Here is a 22,911-nt window from a genome sequence, read left to right as displayed (position 1 = left end):
ATTCCGCACCCACAAAAAAAAATCCGCTCTTCAGCGGATTTCTTTATTCTGTTGGTCCTTCCCAATTAGAAAAGCCACCTAGTAAATTAAAAGTGTTTTCAAAACCTAATTGTTCCATGGTATTACAGGCGTTGGCACTACGTACACCAGCGGCGCAATACACATAATAGTTTTTCGATTTATCTAACTCCTCTACTCTATAGATAAAACCTTGTCCTTTATAGATATCAATATTAATCGCACCTGGAATATAACCATCGTTAAATTCATCTTCGGTACGAACATCTACTATAACACCATTTGAATCTTGCAAAAACTGGCTCCACCACGTATTTTGATCTAAGTTTGTCATTGTATCTTTTTTTTCCAAAAGTACTATCAAAAAATGCAATTTTAAAACTTTAACAAAAATTTATCAAACATTTGTACATACAAATAAAATATTTACTACATTTGTACATACAAATTTTACAACATCGAATGAGAATAGAAGAAATCATAAAACCTAACACACCAATGGCAATGGAGAAGAAAACATTATTGAATGTTTTGTATACTCAAAATGTCATTTCGGAAAAGTTTAATGAGATATTAAAGCCATTTGACCTTTCCCCTGAACAATTTAACGTGTTACGCATCTTAAGAGGTCAGAAAGGAAAGCCTGCTAATATGTGTATGATACAAGAACGCATGATTGCGAAAACCAGTAACACCACACGTTTAGTTGACAAATTGTTATTAAAAGAATTAGTGCTTAGAGAAGTTTGCCCAATCAATCGCCGTAAAATGGAAATCACTATTACGGAGAAAGGTTTGGAACTTTTACTACAATTGGATCCTTTAGTAGAAGCTCATGAGCAATCATTCTCTCAAAATTTGACTGTTGCAGAATTAGAATTATTAAACGAATTGCTTGAAAAATTTAGAAATTAAAACCCAAAAATTACTATGACAAATTTTATAGAAAATCAAAAATGGCGTTACGCTACCAAAAAATTCGATGCTACTAAAAAAGTATCAGCATCAGATTTAGAAACTTTAAAAGATGCAATTCAATTGAGTTCGTCTTCTTATGGTTTACAGTTATACAAAGTATTCATCATCGAAAATCCAGAAGTTAGAGCGCAATTACAACCAGCTTCTTGGGGACAATCGCAGATTGTTGACGCTTCTCACCTATTGGTATTTGCTAACATTGTAGATGTTAAAGAAAGTGATATTGATGCTTATGTTCAAAACATTGCAGATACAAGAGGTTTATCAGTTGAAGATTTAAAAGGATATTCAGACTTTATGAAATCGAAAATTGTTCCTTTACCAGTGGAACAAAAAGCAGTTTGGACTTCAAAACAAACGTATTTAGCTTTAGGAAATCTTTTAAATGCTGCTGCAGAATTAAAAATCGACGTTACGCCAATGGAAGGTTTTGAACCAGAAAAATACAATGAAATTTTAGGATTAAATGCATTAGGATTAAACGCTTCATTAGTAGCAGCTGTAGGATACCGTCATGAAGAAGACGCAACACAACACTATGCAAAAGTTAGAAAACCAAAACAAGAATTATTTACTACTATTTAATTATAACCATTAACATTTAAAACAATTTAAAACATGAAAAATTTCAAATCAATCGCTTTAGCTCTTGTAGCTTTCGTATCATTTGCAACTACTGCACAAACAAGTAAAAAAGTAGATGCTTCAAAAAGTACTATCAACTGGGTTGGTAAAAAAGTAACAGGTTCTCACGAAGGTACAATTACTTTAAAAGAAGGAACTTTAATTTTCAAAGGAAAAAAATTAGTAGGAGGAAACTTTACAGTTGACATGACTACAATTAATACAACTGATTTAGAAGGTAAAGGAAAAGCAAACTTAGATGGTCACTTAAAATCTGACGATTTCTTTGGTGTTGAAAAATTCCCAACGGCTACTTTAGTTATCAAATCTCTTGGTGAAAAAGGAAATGGTGTTTACGCTGTAACTGCTGATTTAACAATCAAAGGGAAAACAGAATCAATTAAATTTGATTTAACTGTTGGAAAAAATGCTGCTGAAACTTCTTTAAAAGTTGACAGAACTAAATACGGAATCCAATACGGATCTGGAAGTTTCTTCGACAACTTAGGAGACAAAACAATCAGCGACGAATTCGAATTAAAAGTGAAATTAGTATTCTAATTGAACTGGGAAACTTTGCTATGAAAAACAAAAAAAGCCTTGAAGAAATTCAAGGCTTTTTTTGTTTTTTTACTCTAGAAAAGAGGAATCATTATTCTTCTAACATTTTCTCAAAAGCTTCTCTAGTCATCACATTTAAAGTATCTTTTTCACAATCCCAAACGGAAACATACTTTTCAGAAACAACAAAGTGTTCTTTTAAATTGTAAAGTTTTCCATAAAGCATTAAAGTACAAATATCAGTTGAAGTAATAAATTCGCCAGTCTCTGGTAAATGACTGTGCATTGTAGCTTCAATTTTTTTATCTCCATCAATCTGAATTGGAATAATATTTTTATGTAATGCTTTACGATTTAACAGTTTATTATTTTTGTCAAAATTCATTAAATAATCATTTCCTAAAATAATAACGTTATTAACTTTTGGACCGGTTAAAACAAATACTTTTTTTTCTTTTTTATTAATTATTGGCACAACATTAAAACTCGTATTATTATAATGTTTAAAAATAGTATCGGAATAAATAATATTCATAGCTTCTTTTCTAAGCTCATAATAGTCCAATTCATTTTTGGTGAATTCTCTTTCTTTTAAATCGGCTTTTGCAGTTTCCAATTTAATTTTAGCTTCAAAATTGATTGTGCCAATAACTTTTGGTTTTTTATCTTTTGAAAAAAAGATACATTTTGGAACATCGTTATCCGTATATGAAAAATAACCGCCAATATTTTCTGAATTCTTATAGAGTTCAATAAAAATATCAGTACCATACCAAGAAGCCATTTCTGAATTATAAAGCATTTTGCCTTCATCTACTATTTTAGCAATTTCTTTATCTAAATTAGATTGACCAAAAGCGGTAATTCCAATGAAGATGATAAGTAATTTTCTCATTGTTTAATTGGTGTTAAAGTTCCAAATATAAGAAATTACTTTCATGATAAATACGGAAATCCGTAAAGTAGAAAATTTATGGCAAGGTAACTTCTCCTAAAAACAAGGTCCAAACTTCTTTTTTGGTGGTTCCAAAAGATTTTACAACAGGTTTAAATCCAATTTTTTGATAATATTGAAATTCCATTGGAATTTTGTTTTGCATAACAGTAAGTTGGTATTGTGTTGTCCAATAATCTGTTGATACAATAGAATTTTCAAAATTAGCAACCGAAAATGAAAAGTTCTTATTCGTAATTTTATCAATCAATTCTTGCAATGAAATAGTAGCATTTTCAGTTGAGGTAAAATCGATGACTTTTATATTTTCGCTTTCAAATAAGCTGTAAATAGTAGTTTTTATTTCTGTTTTTAAAGTTTCCGATGTTGATTCACTTGATAATAAAGTTAGATATTGGTAATAATCTTCCACTTTTAATGTCGCGCTTTCCTGATACGCTTTTACCGAAGCCATTGTAAAATTTGCTTTTATTGCCGTTGAAGCAGGCGTATTCGCATTTTGACCATAAAAGGAAAATGTGAATAACAAAAACATAAAAATACAGCTTCGTAAAAACATCTTATTCTTGTATAATTCGTATAAATTTAATCTCATTCTTATCATTACTTTGAATGTCAATCACTTTCATTCGCTTCAAAGCAACACTTGGAACAATCAACTTTTCTGAAAATTCTTGTTTGTTGAAATATTCAATTCCCAAATCATTTTTCAACATCACCAAAACTTCTAAATCATCAGCTAAAATCTTTTGCAATTGCTCTTTTCGGGTTTCCCAATCTTTTATATCCGATTTCATAAAACCTTTCAACATCATCGCATAATCATCAGGTTGTAAGTTGATTTCGTTTGGATTTTCCTTACCTAAAACAACCGTTTTGTCTTTATAATACGGACTTTTCAATACAATTTTAGCACTTTCCTTTGCCGTAATTTGAATTTTTGAATCTACAATTTCAATTGGTGTTTCTACATCATTTTCAATCATTACCGCTTTTACTTCTTCACTGTTGATTTGTTCTTCGGTAAAGGCATTTTTTACGGGAATGGTTTGCACTTCTTCCCTATTCAAATAGCGATAAATTAAAAATCCCATCAAAAACAAACCTATAAATCCAACACTGAAAACAACCTTATTATTTCGTTTGCGTTGAGCCACAATCGGAACCACTTCTTGTTTCCATTTAAACACATATTCATCCCAACCCGAATAACCGACGAATTGCGATAAAATATCCAACATATCTTTTCGTGGCAATTTATCGTTGGTTTCGACTTTCAAATGTGTGTAAATCCATTTTTCGCTAACCGTTTGTTTTACTTGAACGGCAATCAAATCGATTAAATTTTGAATGTCTTGCGAACTAAACGTTTTCCAATTTCCCTCAAAATAAGGATACTGCTTCTGATAGGTCAAAAGCACATCGTTTTTAAGTTGTTGAAATACGTCTAATGGATTCATGTTTATTTGGGTCAAAAGTAACTGATTGCGAATTTTTATTTACTGTAAAACCACTGTAAATGTAGCGAAAAAACTTTACAGCAACAGAAAAGTAGTTTTACCAAACGTTTTTCTTTTTTCGAAAGTACTATTGCAGTCAAATCTTTAAAAATACAAAATTATGAAAACACAAGTATCTTATTTAAACGGAAAAATTAACTGGATTATTTTAGCTTTAGTATTGACTTTTAGTGTGGCTCAAGCTCAAATTAGCGGAAATCAAATTTATGGAAATAATCGCTACAACGAGAACAATTACAATCAGAATGTTTTGCCCAATAACACAGTTGTTTCTATCAACGACAATCATTTAACCGTTACTGTAAAAATGCTACTTAATAAAAAAGCCGACGGATTTGTCATTACACTGGGATTAAATCAAGAAGATGGAACGGTTTCAGGTTGCAGTAAAAAAATAAATACCCGAATTGATGGCTTTTTAGACAAAATTAAAGCGTTGGGAATCAAAAAAGAAAACTGTTACATCGATTTTATTTCGCAAACCAAAATTTATGATTTCAATGCTAATTTAGAAACCGCGCAGCAAATTGACAAGGGTTTTGAAATTAAAAAGAACATCATTATTACGACTTCCAATGCCAATAGTTTGGAAAAATTAATTGCGATAGCTTCCGATTTTGAAATTCACGATATTATAAAAGTCGAATATTTTAATAATGATACCAATGCGATTCACAATTCGCTTTTTGATGAAGCTTTGGTTTTAGCCGAAGCAAAAAAAATCAGATACATGAAATCGTTTGGAAAGCGAGTAATTGGAACACCAAGCGCTACTGAAGAATTTGCAACGGTTTTCCCAAAAACACAATACAAAATGTACCAAGCTTTTGAATCGGCAGAAATTGAAACCAATTACAACAACCGCAACCAATACCTAAAGAAAATCGCCCGAAAAAACAAAACCTTCTACTACGACGGAATTTCCAGTGCTGGTTTTGACAAAGTCATCAATCCCAACCAAACGGAAGTTGGTATTCAATATGTGTTGACGCTTACGATGACGTATAAAATTGATACTTCGATTTAAGGAAAGTTTGTAGAATAAAAAAAGCCCTGAATTACTTCAGGGCTTTCCAATGTTAAGGGTGAAAGACGGGTCTCGAACCCGCGACCTTCGGAACCACAATCCGACGCTCTAACCAACTGAGCTACAATCACCATTTGTTTTGCGAGTGCAAATATAGGGGTTTACTTCTATCTTGCAAAGATTTTTTTTACTTTTTTACTACAATTTTATTTCAAATCTCCTAAGCTATTGACAGCCAAATATCTTTCGGTAGTAAAACCTTCTGCATAATCTACTCCTACTAGCCTTCCAAGGTCTTGAGCGCGGTAATTTATGCTATCTAAAAAGTTTTTTGAAGTAATTGGTGAAACCGGTTCTTTTGAATTTGGATCATAAAACTGAGAACCATAAGCCAACACAGAATCCATTTTTTTATCCATAAATTCAGAAATATCCACCACAAAATCAGGTTTAATATTTTGCCATTGGATGTAATGGTACACTACTTTTGGACGCCACGCTTCTTGAGCTTCGCCATTCAACTCGGTTTTAATTTGGCGTAAACCTGATAAAAAACAAGCATCGCTTACCAATTTACTTCCTTTTCCGTGGTCAATATGTCTATCAGTAATCGCATTGCATAACACAATTTCTGGACGGTATTTACGAATCATTTCAATCACTTTCAATTGATGTGCTTCATCGTTTACGAAAAAACCATCGCGCATATCTAAATTCTCACGCACCACAACACCTAAAATCTCAGAAGCCTTAGCCGATTCTGAATTACGAATTTCAACTGAACCACGTGTACCAAGTTCGCCACGAGTTAAATCGATAATCCCGACTTTCTTACCAAGGCTAACTTCTTTGGCAATGGTGCCGCTACAACCTAATTCTACATCGTCTGGATGCGCTCCAAAAGCTAATATGTCTAATTTCATTTTTAGTTTATAAGTTTATCGTTTAAGAGTTTAAAAGTGTTTCGCAACTAAAACATTTCGCATGGTTATCGATTTGTTTTCCGTTTCAATAAATTCCTTTTCAGGATTGCTGTCTTTTGTGATGCCACAACCTACGTAAATAGTTACAACATCATTCTCCACTTCTAAACAGCGTAAATTTACGAATAAATCGGTTTGATTGTTTTTATTGTATTCACCTAAAAAACCGGCGTAATATTTTCGATTATAACCTTCATTTTTCAGAATAAAATCAATCGCTTGTTCTTTGGGTAAACCACAAACCGCTGGTGTTGGATGTAACGCCTTAATCAAATCATTCGCTTGAAAATCAGAAGTTAATTCACCTGAAATAAATGATTTTAAATGTACTAAATTGGCAGCTTTAACTGTTTTAGCATCAGAAACTATAAGTTTAATTACTTTATCTTTTACTTTAGTTACTATGAAATCGGTTACAAATTGTTGTTCTTCAATTTCTTTGGTTGCCCAAATTACGTTTTCTGAATGCAATTGCGTTCCCGCCAAAGCCACCGTTTCAAACTGATTTTGATTGATTTTTACCAATTGTTCTGGCGTTGCTCCCATCCACAAACCAACTTTCGGATGAAAAAACAAATAGCGAAAAGCCGTTGGATAGCTCGGAATCAAGTTCTGAAAGGTTTCAACAATAGCGATTTGTTCCTTCAAAATCAATTTTCGAGACAAAACTACTTTATCAAATTCGCCTTTTTGAATAGCCGAAACTCCTTTGAAAACTAAATCTTCAAAATCCTCTTTTTGATTACTTTCAGAAGTAAAATTTTCAGCAGTTTTTTGCTCTAAATTTTCAAAATTTCCTTGCGAAAACTTATTGCCTTCAAACGGAATTACCACTTGTTTTCCTTCATGAAAAGGCATAAAAACAAATCCAGCTTGATTGGAAAATTCGATGATTTCATCGTTTTGTTGTCCAAGTAGATTCCAAATAGATTCATTTGGTTTTACATAGCAAACAAAGGGATTTTGTGCTGATAAAAGTGTATTTATTTCCTCAAAAACTTGCATTATTGTCTTCTCGATAATACCATATTGGTTAATTTACAAAGCGAAATTAACTTTCCTTCTTCGTCTACAATTCTAATTTCCCATAAATGCAAACTAGCTCCTTTGTGAATGATTTTAGCCGTAGCTGTTACCATTCCTTCACGCTTGCTCTTCAAATGATTTGCTGAAATTTCGATACCGCGCACTTCTTGTTTTTCTGGATTTACAAACATTAAAGAAGCGGCACTTCCAACACTTTCTGCAAGCGCAACAGAAGCTCCACCATGCAATAATCCCATTGGTTGATGTACTCTTGGATTTACTGGCATTGTAGCGGTTAAAAAATCTTCCCCAGCATCGGTGTAAACGATTTCTAAGGTATTCATTAAAGTATTTTCGCTCCAATCGTTACACAATTGCAACATTTTTTCTCTATCAAACATCATAACTTTATTTTTTGTAAAATTAAGCATTCCGAATAGAATATTTCAACTGATTTAACGTTTTAGTAAGAAATCACCACTAACAAATCGTTTGCTTGCAAACACTTATTAATAAAAGGTGATTGCTTATGACCTATAAAAATCAATAAATATTTTCATATGAATTTTAAACACATTTTGTTTTTACAGATTTAAAATTAATAATTACATTTACCAAAATTAACTATACATGCGTCGTTATTTACTTTTATTACTTATAGGATTTGCCGTTTCATTAACTTCTTGCCGAAACGATTTTGATTTTGAATCTAAAACAGGAGGTTTACGATTTTCAAAAGATACGGTGTATTTAGATACTGTTTTTACAAATATAGGTTCCAGCACTTATACTCTAAAAGTGTACAATAGAAGTGATAAAAATATCTCAATTCCGTCCGTTAAATTAGCCAATGGAGTAAATTCAAAATACCGATTAATGGTAGATGGAATGGCAGGTCAAGTATTTGAAAATGTGGAAATATTAGCAAAAGACAGCATGTATGTTTTCATTTCTGTTACTGCAGATGTTGCCGATGCTAATCCTACCGATTTTTTATATACGGACCAAATTTTATTTGGAGAAGGTCCAAGCACTCAAAAAGTGGAATTAGTGACATTAATTCAAGATGCGATTTTCTTATACCCTCAACGTTTTTCTGATGGAACCACCGAAACATTACCTATTGGTGATGATGAAATTTACGGATTTTACTTAGACGAAGCTGACCCAACGAACGGAAACGAATTGCATTGGACCAATACCAAACCTTATGTAGTTTATGGTTATGCCGCTGTTCCATCTAATAAAACACTTGTTGTAGATGCAGGAGCAAGAGTGCATTTTCATGCCGAATCAGGATTGATTGTTGCTAATAATGCTTCCATTCATGTAAATGGTAGCTCCTCAACTACTGAAGCTCTAGAAAACGAAGTTATCTTTGAAGGTGATCGTTTAGAGCCCGATTTTTCAGAAGTTCCGGGTCAATGGGGAACCATTTGGTTAACGCAAGGAAGTACCAATAATCAATTTTCTAATTTAACCATCAAAAATGCTACTGTCGGAATTTTAGTTTCAGGAAATGATGGAACTTCTACTCCAACTTTAGATCTAGAAAATACTCAAATTTATAATTGTTCAAATGTGGGTATTTTAGCCCGAGATGGAAATATAGAAGGAAGAAATGTTGTTATTAATAATTGTGGCCAAATTTCATTTGCAGGAAGTTATGGTGGAAGTTATGAATTTACACATTGTACATTTGCAAATTATTGGCCGAGTCCAACGCAAACCGCAGTTTTATTAGATGATTATATTCAGTCCGACACCGGTGACATTATTGAACCTTTAACAAAAGCTAACTTCAAGAATTGTATAATTTATGGAAGTTCTAATTTAGCAATTAGTTTAAAGAAAAGAGGATCCACTTTTAATTACAATTTTGATCATTGTTTAATCAAATTTGCTGATTTTAGTAATCAATTTACGAATAATCCGCTCTATGATTTTTCAAATACCGCATTGTTTGATACTTGTTTGATTGCTAGAAATTCAACAAATAATAATCCTGATTTTAAAGACGCTAGAAATAATGAATTAATTATTGGTGAAGATTCAGCAGCTAAAGGAACTGCAGATAACACTTATTCAACTTTTAATGATATTTTAAATAATTTAAGAAGTGGCGCTACTGATATGGGCGCTTACAACTGGACTACATTTGATTAACTTAAAGTAGTCATATTATTTTGATTGTTATTTTTTTTAGAATAAATTTGCACTTTCAAACAACAACACAAACAACTACATACAATGATTCATTTCTTCGGAAACCAATCCAACACGGTTTTTGCGGTTCAAACGCAAAACGAGATTTCATCAGAAGACATCAACAAATTAAATTGGCTTTTTGGCAACGCACATAAAATAGAAAAATCCGTATTGTCGGATTTTTTTGTTGGACCACGTGCCGCTATGATTACACCTTGGAGTACCAATGCTGTAGAAATTACTCAAAACATGGGAATTTCTGGCATCATTCGTATTGAGGAATTTGAAAAAGTAGCTGCCGATTTTAATGATTTCGACCCAATGCTTTCGCAAAAGTATTCGGAATTAAACCAAGAAATTTATACGATTAATATCCAACCAGAACCAATTTTGGATATTGAGGATATTGACGCTTACAATAAATCAGAAGGTTTAGCACTAAGCCCAGAAGAAGTTGAATATTTGAATAATCTTTCAACTAAATTAGGAAGAAAATTAACCGATTCTGAAATTTTTGCTTTCTCACAAGCGAATTCAGAACACTGTCGTCATAAAATTTTCAACGGAACTTTTGTGATTGATGGAGAAGAAAAACCAACTTCTTTATTCAAATTAATTAAGAAAACATCAGAAACCAATCCAAACGATATTGTTTCAGCTTATAAAGATAACGTAGCTTTTGTAAAAGGTCCGAAAGTAACACAATTCGCTCCAAAAAGCGCTGACAAACCTGATTTCTACCAAGAAAAGGAATTTGATTCGGTACTTTCTTTAAAAGCTGAAACGCATAACTTCCCTACAACAGTTGAACCATTCAACGGAGCTGCAACAGGTTCTGGAGGAGAAATTCGTGACCGTTTAGCAGGTGGACAAGGTTCGTTACCCTTAGCGGGAACTGCGGTTTACATGACTTCTTATTCTCGTTTAGAAAATGAGCGTCCTTGGGAAAACGGAATGACTGAAAGACCTTGGTTGTACCAAACACCAATGGATATTTTAATTAAAGCTTCTAACGGAGCTTCTGATTTTGGGAATAAATTTGGACAACCATTAATTACAGGGTCTATTTTAACTTTCGAACATGAAGAAGCTTCGAGTGCCTCAGCTTCCAAAAGCAGAAAATTAGGTTACGATAAAGTTATCATGCAAGCGGGTGGAATTGGTTACGGAAAATTAGATCAAGCGATTAAAAAGAAACCTACGGCTGGCGATAAAATTGTTATTTTAGGTGGAGAAAATTATAGAATTGGAATGGGCGGTGCTGCAGTTTCTTCTGCAGATACAGGTGCTTTTGGTTCAGGAATTGAATTGAATGCTATCCAACGTTCGAATCCAGAAATGCAAAAACGTGCGGCTAATGCTATACGTGGTTTGGTAGAAAGTGATAACAATCCAATTGTTTCCATTCACGATCATGGAGCAGGCGGACATTTGAATTGTTTATCAGAATTAGTAGAAGAAACGGGAGGATTAATCGATTTAGATAAATTACCTGTTGGTGACCCTACTCTTTCAGCAAAAGAAATCATCGGAAACGAATCGCAAGAAAGAATGGGATTGGTTATTGGTGAAAAAGACATCGAAACCTTACAAAGAATTGCAGACAGAGAGCGTTCTCCAATGTATCAAGTAGGTGACGTAACCAACGACCATAGATTTACATTCGAAACCCGAAACGAAAAATATTTTACCGATGAATATAGAAATCGGGTTCTTGACTTCCAAAATTTAAATAATACGGAGGAAAAATCAAAATCAACTGGTGTAAAACCAATGGATTATGCTTTGGAAGATTTCTTCGGAAGTTCGCCAAAAACGATAATGACGGATAAAACCGTTGCAACTAACTATTCAGATTTAAAATATTCAAAAGAAAATATAGGAAGCTACTTAAGTCAAGTTTTACAATTAGAAGCCGTAGCTTGTAAAGATTGGTTGACCAATAAAGTAGACCGTTGTGTAGGTGGACGCGTTGCCAAACAGCAATGTGTTGGACCGTTACAATTGCCTTTAAACAATGTCGGCGTAATGGCATTGGATTTCAAAGGAAAAGAAGGAATTGCTACTTCGATTGGGCACTCACCTATTTCAGCTTTAGTAAATCCTGTTGCGGGTTCAAGAACTGCTATTGCTGAAGCGTTATCGAATATCGTTTGGGCTCCTCTAAAAGATGGTTTACAATCGGTTTCGTTATCGGCTAACTGGATGTGGGCTTGTAAAAATGAAGGAGAAGACGCTCGTCTATACGAAGCAGTAAAAGGATGTTCTGATTTTGCTATTGAATTGGGAATCAATATTCCAACAGGAAAAGATTCACTTTCGATGAAACAAAAATATCCAAATGATGAAGTAATTGCACCAGGAACAGTTATTATTTCAGCTGCCGGAAATTGTTCGAACATTACGAAAGTAGTGGAACCTGTTTTACAAAGAAATGGCGGAAACATTTACTACATCAATTTATCGCAAGATTCGTTTAAATTAGGGGGAAGTTCATTCGCTCAAGTGTTGAATAAAATTGGAAATGATGTTCCAACCATTCAAAACTCGGAATTCTTCAAAAAAGCATTCAACGTTTTACAGGATTTAATCAAAGAAAGAAAAATTAAAGCTGGACACGATATTGGAAGTGGTGGTTTAATCACAACTTTATTAGAAATGTGTTTTGCTGATGATAAATTAGGAGCGTTAATCGACTTGACTTCTTTAGGAGAAAAAGATACGGTTAAAGCTTTATTTAATGAAAATATCGGAGTTGTTTTCCAAGCAAATGCTGAAATGGAAGCAACTTTCGCACAACATAATATTGAAATTTTCAAAATTGGTTCGGCTATCGATGGTGATGCGTTTACGGTTATCAACGGAGATGATAGTTTAACATTTAGTATTGCGACTTTAAGAGATACTTGGTACAAGACTTCTTTCCTATTAGATTCAAAACAATCTAAAAACGGAATGGCGCAAGCACGTTTTGACAATTACAAAAACCAAAAATTACAATTTACCTTCCCTTCACATTTTGATGGAAAACTTCCTATAATTGATGCTTCAAAACCAAGACCAAAAGCCGCTATCATTCGCGAAAAAGGAAGTAATTCTGAACGTGAAATGGCAAATGCTATGTTCTTAGCTGGATTTGATGTAAAAGATGTGCACATGACCGATTTAATTTCGGGAAGAGAAACTTTGGAAGACATTCAATTCATTGGAGCGGTTGGAGGATTTTCTAATTCAGATGTTTTAGGTTCGGCTAAAGGTTGGGCTGGAGCATTTTTATACAACGAAAAAGCCAATACTGCTTTGAAAAACTTCTACAAAAGAGAAGACACACTTTCAGTTGGAATCTGTAATGGTTGTCAGTTATTAATGGAATTAGAACTGATCAATCCAGAACACGAAGTTCATGGAAAAATGCACCACAATACTTCAAACAAACACGAAAGTGGCTTTACATCGGTAACAGTTCAGAAGAATAATTCGGTGATGTTATCCACTTTAGAAGGAACAACTTTAGGTGTTTGGATTTCACACGGAGAAGGAAAATTCAAATTACCGTATTCAGAAGATAAATATAATATTGTAGCGAAATACGCTTACGAAGGATATCCAGCCAATCCAAATGGTTCTGATTTCAACACGGCTATGATGTGTGATACAACGGGAAGACATTTAGTAATGATGCCACACATTGAGCGTTCAACTTTCCCTTGGAACTGGGCACATTATCCTGAACGTGGACAAAAAGATGAAGTTTCTCCTTGGTTAGAAGCATTTGTGAATGCAAGAAAATGGATTGAGAATAAAAAATAATTTATCCAAACTTTTATAAAAAAGCATCTTTTAATTAAGATGCTTTTTTTGTACTATTGTGTAAAATTAAATAACGATGTGGTTTGTCATTTTAAGCGTAATTTGTAGTGTAACGGTTGGGATATTTCTAAAAGTAGCCAAACGATTTCAATTGAATATTTTTCAAATCATTACGTTTAATTATTTTTCGGCTTTACTCCTCACCTATTTAACTTTCCAACCCGAATTAACTTTCAAAGAAAAAACGATTCCTTATCCGCTTTTCATAGGATTAGCTATTTTATTGCCAATTGTATTTTTAATTCAAGCCAAATCAATAAAAGAAGTCGGAATCGTAAAAACCGATATTGCCCAACGATTATCTTTATTCATTCCGTTAACCGCTTCTTACTTTTTATTTAATGAAACGTTTAGTCAACTAAAAATTATTGGATTTATTGTTGGATTTTCTGCCATATTCTTCACCTTAAATAAAAAATCAGAAAGTAAATCAGATAATTGGGTTTATCCTTTATTGGTTTTGTTAGGATTTGGAATTATTGACATCCTATTTAAGAAAGTTGCCGTTTTTAAAGATTTTAGTTTTACAACTTCCTTATTCATTATTTTTTGTGGTGCATTTATAATTTCGATTTTATTTCTAATTGGAAAAATTCTGGTTCAAAAAGTAAAGTTAGAATCAAAAAATATACTTTGGGGATTGGCTCTAGGAATTTTAAATTTTGGAAATATTTTATTCTATTTAAAAGCGCACAAAGCCTTATCCGAAAATCCGTCAACAGTATTTGCAGGTATGAATATGGGCGTAATTATTTTAGGAAGTTTAACGGGAATCTTACTTTTTAAAGAAAAAATGACTAAATGGAACTATTTAGGAATTTTGCTTGCTATAATTTCAATAATTTTTATAACATTTTCACAATTTTATTAAAATTAGTAGGCAAGCATAGTATTTTATTTTTGTCAAAATACTAACTTATAGATTATCAATTATTTAAAAAATTGTTTAATTAATTTTATTTTTATAATTTGCATAAAATAACAATTGCGAATTATGAATAATATAACACGCTTATTTGACTTTCCTTATCATCAATTAGAAAAGTATAATTTAAAGGATGCTTTAGTTACAAAATATGAAGGTCAGTGGATTAAAACATCTACTCAAGAATATTTAGATAAAGCCAATGCTATTTCAAGAGGTTTACTTCGATTAGGTGTAAATAGAAATGATAAAATTGCCATCATTTCATCTAACAATAGAACAGAATGGCATATAACAGATATTGGTGTATTGCAGACTGGAGCGCAAACCGTTCCAATGTATCCAACTATTTCGGCTGAGGATTATGAATACATATTAAATCACTCAGAATCGCAATATGTTTTTGTATCTGATCTTGAGGTATATGAAAAATTGCAAAGTATAAAAGCTAACGTTCCTTTATTAAAAGACGTTTTCTCTTACAATGATATTGCAGGATGCAAAAGTTGGAAAGAAATTTTAGAATTGGGTGCTGATACTTCAAACCAAGATGTAGTTGAAGATAGAAAAAATAATGTTGCTACAACTGATTTAGCAACAATTATCTATACTTCTGGAACAACAGGAAGACCTAAAGGTGTTATGTTATCTCATCAAAATATAGTTTCCGATGTTTTAATGAGTGCGCCTAGAGTTCCATTAAGAGCTGGTGATACAAGAGCGTTGAGTTTCTTACCTATTTGTCACATCTTCGAAAGAATGTTGACTTATTTATATCAGTATTACGGAATCTCTATTTACTTTGCTGAAAGTATTGAAAAAATATCTGATAACTTAAAAGAGGTAAAACCACATGTAATGTCGGTTGTACCAAGATTATTAGAAAAAGTTTACGACAAAATTTATGCTAAAGGTGCCGATTTAACTGGAATCAAAAAAGCGCTTTTCTTCTGGGCATTAAATTTAGGAATGGAATACAAACCTTATAAACAAAACGGTCCATTCTATGAATTCAAACTTAAAATTGCTCGCAAATTAATCTTCTCAAAATGGCAAGAAGGTTTAGGAGGCGAATTAGAATTATTAGTTTCAGGAAGTGCTGCGCTTCAAACCAGATTAACAAAAGTTTTTTGTGCTGCTAACATTCCAGTTATGGAAGGTTATGGTTTAACAGAAACTTCTCCTGTTATTTCTGTAAATGATATGAGAAATAATAGTTTTAGAATTGGAACTGTAGGTAAAATTTTAGATGGTGTAGAAGTTAAAATTGCTGAAGACGGAGAAATTTTATGTAAAGGTCCAAATGTTATGATTGGGTATTATAAAGACGAAACTCAAACAGCAGAAGCATTAAAAGATGGTTATTTCCACACCGGCGATATCGGAGAAATTGATGCAGATGGTTTCCTAAAAATTACCGATCGTAAAAAAGAAATGTTCAAAACTTCTGGTGGAAAATATGTAGCGCCTCAGATTTTAGAAAATGCTTTCAAACAATCTCGTTTCATCGAGCAAATTATGGTAATTGGTGATGGCGAAAAAATGCCAGCAGCTTTCATTCAACCTAATTTTGAATTTGTTACGGAATGGGCACACAGACATAACAATACTACTTTTTCTTCTAATGAAGAACTTTGTGCTAGTAAAATGGTAATCGATAGAATTCAAGAAGAAATTGACCATTGTAATGAAAAATTTGGGAATTGGGAAAAAGTAAAACGCTTTGAACTTACCCCTGATATTTGGTCTATCGATGCTGGTCACTTAACACCAACTATGAAATTAAGACGTAAAATTATTAAAGAAAAATATAACGACTTATATCAAAAAATTTACGGATAAAAACGCTAAAACCCACGAAATGTGGGTTTTGCTTTTTTAAAATGTTAAATTTTAAAAAAAATATTAAAAATACTATGCATGCATAGTATTTTTTTTTATATTTGAAGAAGTTTTGATTATAAACCAATATGAAAGATAAAACTATAGATTATGCATTACGCACAACCTGGCAAGCAGTTGCAAGAATGTATAATGAAGAAGCAGCAAAATACGGAGCTACAATGGCAACAGGTTTTGCCCTTCTTAGCATTGATAGAGAAAAAGGGTCACCCTCTACGACACTCGGTCCGAAAATGGGAATGGAAGCAACAAGCTTAACCAGAACCTTAAAATCTATGGAAGAAAGAGGTTTGATTACTCGTAAAAAAAACCCAACTGATGGTAGAGGGGTAATCATTCAATTAACAAAAGACGGGAAAGAAAAAAGAGAACTTTCTAAAGAAACTGTACTTCGTTTTAATGAAGCAGTAAAACAACATGTAAGTGAAGAAAAATTACAACACTTTATGGAAGTTGCTGAAATTATAAACGAATTAATTACCGATAAGAAAATCTATAACGACAAATAAAACAAACCTATCAACAACATGAAACGTAATATTAAAAAAGTTGCTGTTATTGGTTCCGGGATTATGGGAAGTGGTATAGCTTGCCATTTTGCTAATATTGGGGTTGAAGTCTTACTATTAGACATCGCACCAAACGAACTAACCGAAGCCGAACAGAAAAAAGGACTAACTCTAGAAAGTAAAGCCGTTAGAAATCGATTAGTAAATGATCATTTAGCTAACGCTTTAAAATCGAAACCCTCACCTATTTATCATCCAAGTTTTGCTTCAAGAATTACTACAGGTAATACTACAGATGATATGTCGAAAATTGCAACTGCAGATTGGATTATCGAAGTAGTTGTAGAACGTTTAGACATCAAGAAAATTGTTTTCGAACAAGTTGATAAATATAGAAAACCAGGAACTTTAGTCACTTCAAATACTTCTGGTATTCCTATTCAATTTATGAGCGAAGGAAGAAGCGAAGATTTCCAACAACATTTCTGTGGTACGCACTTTTTTAACCCTGCTCGTTACTTAAAATTATTTGAAATCATTCCTGGACCAAAAACATCGCATGAAGTATTAGATTTCTTGAATGGTTATGGTGAAAAGTTCTTAGGAAAAACTTCAGTTGTTGCAAAAGATACTCCAGCTTTTATTGGAAATAGAATTGGAATCTTCGGAATTCAAAGTTTATTCCACCAAGTAAAAGAAATGGGATTAACGGTTGAAGAAGTTGATAAATTAACTGGACCTGTAATTGGTCGTCCAAAATCAGCTACTTTTAGAACGGTTGATGTGGTTGGTTTAGATACATTAGTTCATGTGGCTAACGGAATTTATGAAAATTGTCCAAACGACGAAGCGCATGAATTATTCAAACTTCCTGAATTTGTTAACAAAATGATGGAAAACAAATGGTTAGGAAGTAAAACCGGACAAGGTTTCTACAAAAAAGAAGGAAAAGACATTCTAACTTTAGATTTAGATACTTTAACTTACAGACCAAATAAAAAAGCATCTTTCGCGACTTTAGAATTAACCAAAACGATTGAAAAACCAATCGACAGATTTAAAGTTTTAGTTACTGGAAAAGACAAAGCAGGTGATTTCTACAGAAAAAACTTTGCTTCTATGTTCCAATACTGTTCAAACAGAATTCCTGAAATCACTGACGCTTTCTACAAAATTGACGATGCTATGAAAGCAGGATTCGGTTGGGAAAATGGTCCATTCGAAATTTGGGATGCTATCGGAGTTGAAAAAGGAATTGATTTAATGAAAGCGGAAGGCTATCAACCTGCTTCTTGGGTAACGGATATGGTGGCTTCAGGAACTACTTCTTTCTATTCTATTAAAGATGGAGCAACTCACTTCTACTCTATCACGAATAAAAAAGTAGAGAAAATTCCGGGTCAGGATGCCTTCATTATCTTAAATAACATTCGCGAAAGCAAAAAAATATGGAACAACAGCGATTCCATCATTACCGATTTAGGTGATGGCATCATCAATTTAGAATTTACTTCAAAAATGAATTCTATCGGAGCTGGTGTTTTACAAGGAATCAACAAAGCTATTGATATTGCTGAGAAAGACTACAATGGTTTAGTTATTGGAAATCAAGGTGCTAATTTCTCTGTTGGAGCAAACTTAGGAATGATTTTCATGATGGCTGTCGAACAAGAATATGACGAATTAAACATGGCTATCAAAATGTTCCAAGACACGATGATGCGTTGTCGTTATTCTGCAATTCCAGTTATCGCTGCTCCTCACGGAATGACATTAGGTGGTGGTTGCGAATTAACAATGCACGCTGATAGAGCGGTTGCTGCTGCAGAAACATACATCGGATTAGTAGAATTTGGTGTTGGAGTAATTCCTGGTGGTGGTGGTTCTAAAGAAATGGCGTTAAGAGCCTCTGATTTATTCCGTAAAAATGACGTAGAATTAAATGTGCTTCAAGAATATTTCTTAACCGTAGGAATGGCAAAAGTAGCTACTTCAGCCTACGAAGGTTTTGATACTGGCGTTTTACAAAAAGGAAGAGATATCGTTGTGGTAAACAAAGATCGTCAAATCGCTACAGCTAAACAAGTTGCATTACAAATGGCTGAACAAGGATATACACAACCCGTAAGAAGAAAAGACATCAAAGTATTAGGTAAACAAGCTTTAGGAATGTTCTTAGTAGGAACTGACCAAATGGAAGCGGGTAAATACATTTCTGAACACGATAAGAAAATCGCTAACAAATTAGCTTATGTAATGGCTGGTGGTGATTTATCAGAAGCAACATTAGTTTCTGAACAGTACTTATTGGATTTAGAAAGAGAAGCATTTTTATCATTAACTGGAGAAAGAAAATCTTTAGAAAGAATTCAGTACATGTTAACCAAAGGGAAACCATTAAGAAACTAAGAAATGAGAACAGCATATATAGTAAAAGGATATAGAACAGCAGTTGGAAAAGCTCCTAAAGGCTTATTCCGATTCAAAAGACCTGACGAATTAGCAGCAGAAACCATCGAACACATGATGAAGGATTTGCCTGATTTCGACAAAGCACGTATTGATGACGTAATGGTAGGAAACGCCATGCCAGAAGCAGAACAAGGTTTAAACGTTGGACGTTTAATTTCATTAATGGGATTAAAAATCACGGATGTTCCTGGAGTTACAGTAAACAGATATTGTGCTTCTGGTGTAGAAACTATAGCAATGGCAACAGCTAAAATTCAGTCTGGAATGGCAGATTGTATCATTGCTGGTGGTGCAGAAAGTATGAGTTACATTCCAATGGGAGGTTATAAACCAACACCAGATTATAAAGTTGCCGCTGCAGGTCACGAAGATTATTACTGGGGAATGGGATTAACGGCTGAAGCTGTTGCAAAACAATTCAATGTTTCTCGAGCTGATCAAGATGAATTTGCTTATCAATCACACATGAAAGCGTTGAAAGCGCAATCAGAAGGAAAATTCGATAAACAAATTGCTCCTATCACAGTCGAACAAACGTTTATCAATGAAAATGGTAAAAAAGAAACAAAATCTTATGTAGTAAATAAAGACGAAGGTCCAAGAGCAGGAACTTCAGTAGAAGCTTTAGCAGGATTAAGACCTGTATTTGCTGCTGATGGTTCGGTTACGGCTGGAAACTCTTCACAAATGAGTGATGGAGCTGCTTTCGTTTTAATCATGAGCGAAGAAATGGTAAAAGAATTAAACTTAGAACCAATTGCAAGAATGGTAAGCTACGCTGCTTCAGGTGTAGAACCAAGAATCATGGGAATTGGTCCAGTTACTGCAATTCCAAAAGCATTAAAACAAGCGGGATTAAAACAAGAACAAATCGATTTAATTGAATTAAACGAAGCTTTCGCAGCACAATCTTTAGCAGTTGTGAGAGAATTAGGTTTAAATCCTGAAATCGTAAATGTTAACGGTGGAGCTATCGCTTTGGGTCACCCACTAGGCTGTACTGGTGCTAAACTATCCGTTCAATTGTTTGACGAAATGCGCCTTAGAAACAGCAAATACGGAATCGTTTCAATGTGTGTTGGAACTGGTCAAGGAGCTGCCGGAATTTTTGAATTTTTAAAATAAAACTATAAAACTTAATAAGTTATGTCAAATATCATCAGAGGAGGACAATTCCTTGTAAAAGAAACAAAATGCGAAGATATCTTCACACCAGAAGATTTCAATGAAGAGCAAATCATGATGCGTGATTCGGTTATCGAATTCGTAGATAAAGAATTATGGCCAAACAAAGAGCGTTTCGAAAAGAAAGATTACTCCCTTACCGAAGAAGTAATGCGTAAAGCGGGAGAACTTGGTTATTTAAGCGTTGCTGTTCCTGCTGCTTACGGTGGTATGGAAATGGGATTCATTAATACCGTTTTAGTATGTGATTACATTTCAGGAGCAACGGGATCATTTTCAACAGCTTTTGGAGCGCACACTGGAATTGGAACAATGCCAATTACGTTATACGGAACTGAAGAGCAAAAACAAAAATATGTACCAAAATTAGCTTCTGGCGAATGGTTTGGTGCTTACTGTTTAACAGAACCAGGAGCTGGATCAGATGCAAATTCAGGAAAAACAAAAGCTGTGCTTTCAGAGGATGGAACACATTATAAAATCACTGGTGGAAAAATGTGGATTTCAAATGCTGGATTCTGTAATGTATTCATCGTTTTCGCTCGTATCGAAGATGATAAAAACATCACAGGTTTCATCGTTGAAAATGATCCATCAAACGGAATTTCTTTAGGAGATGAAGAACACAAGTTAGGTATTCGCTCTTCTTCTACTCGTCAGGTTTTCTTCAACGAAACTAAAGTTCCTGTTGAGAATATGTTAGCAGGTCGTGGCGAAGGATTCAAAATTGCAATGAATGCTTTGAATGTTGGACGTATTAAATTAGCTGCTGCGTGTTTAGAAGCACAAAGAAGAACAATTACTGGAGCAGTAAATTATGCTAATGAAAGAGTTCAGTTTAAAACGCCAATTTCAAGTTTTGGAGCAATTCAAGCTAAAATTGCTGAAATGGCAACAAATGCTTATGCAGGTGAAAGTGCTACGTATAGAGCTGCTGCAGATATTGAAAACAGAATCAACATTAGAGTTAGTGAAGGAAATTCGCACCAAGAAGCTGAATTAAAAGGTGTTGAAGAATTCGCAATCGAATGTTCTATCTTAAAAGTAGCAGTTTCTGAAGATGTTCAAGCATGTACAGATGAAGGAATTCAAATTTTTGGCGGAATGGGATTCTCAGAAGACGCTCCAATGGAAAGTGCTTGGAGAGATGCTCGTATCGCAAGAATTTACGAAGGAACTAACGAAATCAACAGAATGTTATCCGTTGGTATGTTAGTGAAAAAAGCAATGAAAGGTCACGTTGATTTATTAGGTCCAGCGATGGCTGTAGCTGAAGAGTTAATGGGAATTCCATCTTTCGATGTTCCAGATTATTCAGAATTATTTGCTGAAGAAAAAGAAATGATAGCTAAATTGAAAAAAGTATTCTTAATGGTTGCAGGTGCTGCTGTTCAAAAATACGGACCAGAGTTAGAGTCACACCAACAATTATTAATGGCGGCTTCTGATATCTTAATCGAAATCTATATGGCTGAAAGTACTATTCTAAGAACAGAGAAATTAGCTAAAAAAGAAGGCGAAGACAAAGTTCAGGAGCAAATTGCTATGGCAAAATTATACTTATATCATGCAGTAGATATCGTAAACCAAAAAGGAAAAGAAGGAATCGTTTCTTTTGCTGAAGGCGACGAACAACGTATGATGTTAATGGGATTAAAACGTTTTACAAAATATACGAACATGCCAAATGTAATTGGTCTTCGTGAAAAAATTGCTGCAAAAATTATTAGCGAAAACAAATACGCTTTCTAATACAGCAATTAATTGGTTTAGTTTGTTTAAAAAAACCATCCGTTGTAGCGGATGGTTTTTTATTATGGAGAATTCAATAACTTAATGCAACAAATGATAAATTTTATCTTTGTTGAATTATGGAAAAATTACGCAGGCGATTAACCTTAAATGAACGGATTGTTATTGAGACTTTACTCAAAGAAAACAAGTCTAAAAGCTATATTGCTAAACAACTCAATAGAAACAGATCTACAATTACTCGTGAAGTTAATAATTGGGTTATTAAACCAACAGATATTTACAAAGCTTCTATTGCAGATTTCTTTGCTAAAGATGATTACTTAAATAAAAGAAATAAGGACAAAATAAACACCCACAAAAAACTTAAACACTTCGTTTACAAAGGATTGCTGT

At 33.5% G+C, this 22,911-nt stretch carries 20 protein-coding genes and 1 tRNA gene; 13 read left to right on the top strand and 8 right to left on the bottom strand.

Features of this window, described 5'->3' with window-relative positions; all coding sequences use genetic code 11:
• Nucleotides 1–43: 43 nt before the first annotated feature.
• Nucleotides 44–352: a rhodanese-like domain-containing protein gene (locus BP92_RS0110915; protein WP_026726102.1), complete on the bottom strand. Its 309-nt coding sequence runs from the start codon at nucleotides 350–352 to the stop codon at nucleotides 44–46.
• Nucleotides 353–480: 128 nt separating this feature from the next.
• On the opposite strand from BP92_RS0110915, the gene BP92_RS0110910 reads away from it, so the two are divergent.
• The 3 genes from BP92_RS0110910 to BP92_RS0110900 are packed head-to-tail and all read left to right on the top strand — an operon-like array spanning nucleotide 481 to nucleotide 2,181.
• Nucleotides 481–933, top strand: coding sequence for a MarR family winged helix-turn-helix transcriptional regulator (locus tag BP92_RS0110910; protein WP_026726101.1), 453 nt, complete (start codon nucleotides 481–483; stop codon nucleotides 931–933).
• Nucleotides 934–948: 15 nt separating this feature from the next.
• Nucleotides 949–1,581 (top strand): NAD(P)H-dependent oxidoreductase, encoded by a 633-nt coding sequence (locus BP92_RS0110905; protein WP_026726100.1) that lies wholly within the window; start codon nucleotides 949–951, stop codon nucleotides 1,579–1,581.
• 33 nt (nucleotides 1,582–1,614) lie between these two features.
• Entirely contained in the window at nucleotides 1,615–2,181 is a 567-nt protein-coding gene (locus BP92_RS0110900; protein ID WP_026726099.1) for a YceI family protein, read from the top strand.
• A 91-nt stretch (nucleotides 2,182–2,272) separates the two neighbouring features.
• On the opposite strand, the gene BP92_RS0110895 is transcribed toward BP92_RS0110900, so the two are convergent.
• The 3 genes from BP92_RS0110895 to BP92_RS0110885 all read right to left on the bottom strand — a co-directional run bounded on the left by BP92_RS0110895 (nucleotide 2,273) and on the right by BP92_RS0110885 (nucleotide 4,596).
• Nucleotides 2,273–3,076 (bottom strand): hypothetical protein, encoded by an 804-nt coding sequence (locus BP92_RS0110895; RefSeq protein ID WP_026726098.1) that lies wholly within the window; start codon nucleotides 3,074–3,076, stop codon nucleotides 2,273–2,275.
• A 76-nt stretch (nucleotides 3,077–3,152) separates the two neighbouring features.
• Nucleotides 3,153–3,731, bottom strand: coding sequence for a hypothetical protein (locus BP92_RS0110890; protein ID WP_150111922.1), 579 nt, complete (start codon nucleotides 3,729–3,731; stop codon nucleotides 3,153–3,155).
• The gene (locus BP92_RS0110885) at nucleotides 3,697–4,596 is read right to left on the bottom strand and encodes a hypothetical protein (protein ID WP_026726096.1); all 900 of its coding nucleotides are present in this window, start codon (nucleotides 4,594–4,596) and stop codon (nucleotides 3,697–3,699) included. Before BP92_RS0110885 ends, BP92_RS0110890 begins: the two co-directional genes overlap by 35 nt.
• A 160-nt stretch (nucleotides 4,597–4,756) precedes the next feature.
• Between BP92_RS0110885 and BP92_RS0110880 the strand changes: the two genes are divergently transcribed.
• Complete coding sequence (locus tag BP92_RS0110880) at nucleotides 4,757–5,683, top strand: SIMPL domain-containing protein (protein ID WP_026726095.1); 927 nt, start codon at nucleotides 4,757–4,759, stop codon at nucleotides 5,681–5,683.
• Nucleotides 5,684–5,739: 56 nt separating this feature from the next.
• On the opposite strand, the gene BP92_RS0110870 is transcribed toward BP92_RS0110880, so the two are convergent.
• From BP92_RS0110870 to BP92_RS0110855, 4 genes are all read right to left on the bottom strand, one after another.
• Nucleotides 5,740–5,815: transfer RNA gene (locus tag BP92_RS0110870), tRNA-His, on the bottom strand.
• Nucleotides 5,816–5,889: 74 nt separating this feature from the next.
• Nucleotides 5,890–6,606, bottom strand: coding sequence for a bacillithiol biosynthesis deacetylase BshB1 (gene bshB1, locus BP92_RS0110865; RefSeq protein WP_026726094.1), 717 nt, complete (start codon nucleotides 6,604–6,606; stop codon nucleotides 5,890–5,892).
• Between the two features lie 30 nt (nucleotides 6,607–6,636).
• Nucleotides 6,637–7,671, bottom strand: a complete 1,035-nt coding sequence (locus BP92_RS0110860) for an isochorismate synthase (protein WP_026726093.1) — start codon at nucleotides 7,669–7,671, stop codon at nucleotides 6,637–6,639.
• Nucleotides 7,671–8,096 (bottom strand): hotdog fold thioesterase, encoded by a 426-nt coding sequence (locus tag BP92_RS0110855; protein WP_026726092.1) that lies wholly within the window; start codon nucleotides 8,094–8,096, stop codon nucleotides 7,671–7,673. The genes BP92_RS0110860 and BP92_RS0110855 overlap by 1 nt, the downstream gene beginning before the upstream one ends.
• A gap of 226 nt (nucleotides 8,097–8,322) precedes the next feature.
• Between BP92_RS0110855 and BP92_RS0110850 the strand changes: the two genes are divergently transcribed.
• From BP92_RS0110850 to BP92_RS16160, 9 genes are all read left to right on the top strand, one after another.
• Nucleotides 8,323–9,858 (top strand): hypothetical protein, encoded by a 1,536-nt coding sequence (locus BP92_RS0110850; RefSeq protein WP_026726091.1) that lies wholly within the window; start codon nucleotides 8,323–8,325, stop codon nucleotides 9,856–9,858.
• Nucleotides 9,859–9,942: 84 nt separating this feature from the next.
• Complete coding sequence (gene purL, locus BP92_RS0110845; protein WP_026726090.1) at nucleotides 9,943–13,710, top strand: phosphoribosylformylglycinamidine synthase; 3,768 nt, start codon at nucleotides 9,943–9,945, stop codon at nucleotides 13,708–13,710.
• A 76-nt stretch (nucleotides 13,711–13,786) separates the two neighbouring features.
• On the top strand, nucleotides 13,787–14,641 hold the full coding sequence (locus BP92_RS0110840) for a DMT family transporter (RefSeq protein ID WP_026726089.1): 855 nt from the start codon (nucleotides 13,787–13,789) through the stop codon (nucleotides 14,639–14,641).
• Between the two features lie 123 nt (nucleotides 14,642–14,764).
• On the top strand, nucleotides 14,765–16,537 hold the full coding sequence (locus tag BP92_RS0110835; protein WP_026726088.1) for an AMP-dependent synthetase/ligase: 1,773 nt from the start codon (nucleotides 14,765–14,767) through the stop codon (nucleotides 16,535–16,537).
• Nucleotides 16,538–16,665: 128 nt separating this feature from the next.
• Nucleotides 16,666–17,106, top strand: a complete 441-nt coding sequence (locus tag BP92_RS0110830) for a MarR family winged helix-turn-helix transcriptional regulator (RefSeq protein WP_026726087.1) — start codon at nucleotides 16,666–16,668, stop codon at nucleotides 17,104–17,106.
• 18 nt (nucleotides 17,107–17,124) lie between these two features.
• Nucleotides 17,125–19,515: a 3-hydroxyacyl-CoA dehydrogenase/enoyl-CoA hydratase family protein gene (locus tag BP92_RS0110825; RefSeq protein ID WP_026726086.1), complete on the top strand. Its 2,391-nt coding sequence runs from the start codon at nucleotides 17,125–17,127 to the stop codon at nucleotides 19,513–19,515.
• Between the two features lie 3 nt (nucleotides 19,516–19,518).
• Entirely contained in the window at nucleotides 19,519–20,703 is a 1,185-nt protein-coding gene (locus BP92_RS0110820) for an acetyl-CoA C-acyltransferase (protein ID WP_026726085.1), read from the top strand.
• Nucleotides 20,704–20,724: 21 nt separating this feature from the next.
• Nucleotides 20,725–22,515 carry an acyl-CoA dehydrogenase family protein gene (locus BP92_RS0110815; RefSeq protein ID WP_026726084.1) on the top strand — a complete coding sequence of 597 codons (1,791 nt, stop codon included), beginning with the start codon at nucleotides 20,725–20,727 and terminating at the stop codon, nucleotides 22,513–22,515.
• A gap of 119 nt (nucleotides 22,516–22,634) precedes the next feature.
• On the top strand, nucleotides 22,635–22,911 hold a 277-nt coding region (locus tag BP92_RS16160; RefSeq protein WP_026725112.1), incomplete at its 3' end, for a helix-turn-helix domain-containing protein.

The sequence above is a fragment of the Flavobacterium sasangense DSM 21067 genome, assembly GCF_000686885.1.
In the GTDB taxonomy this organism is placed as follows: Bacteria; Bacteroidota; Bacteroidia; order Flavobacteriales; family Flavobacteriaceae; genus Flavobacterium; species Flavobacterium sasangense.
Note: the sequence above shows the minus strand (reverse complement) of the source record. Positions and strands in the feature narration are given on the sequence as shown.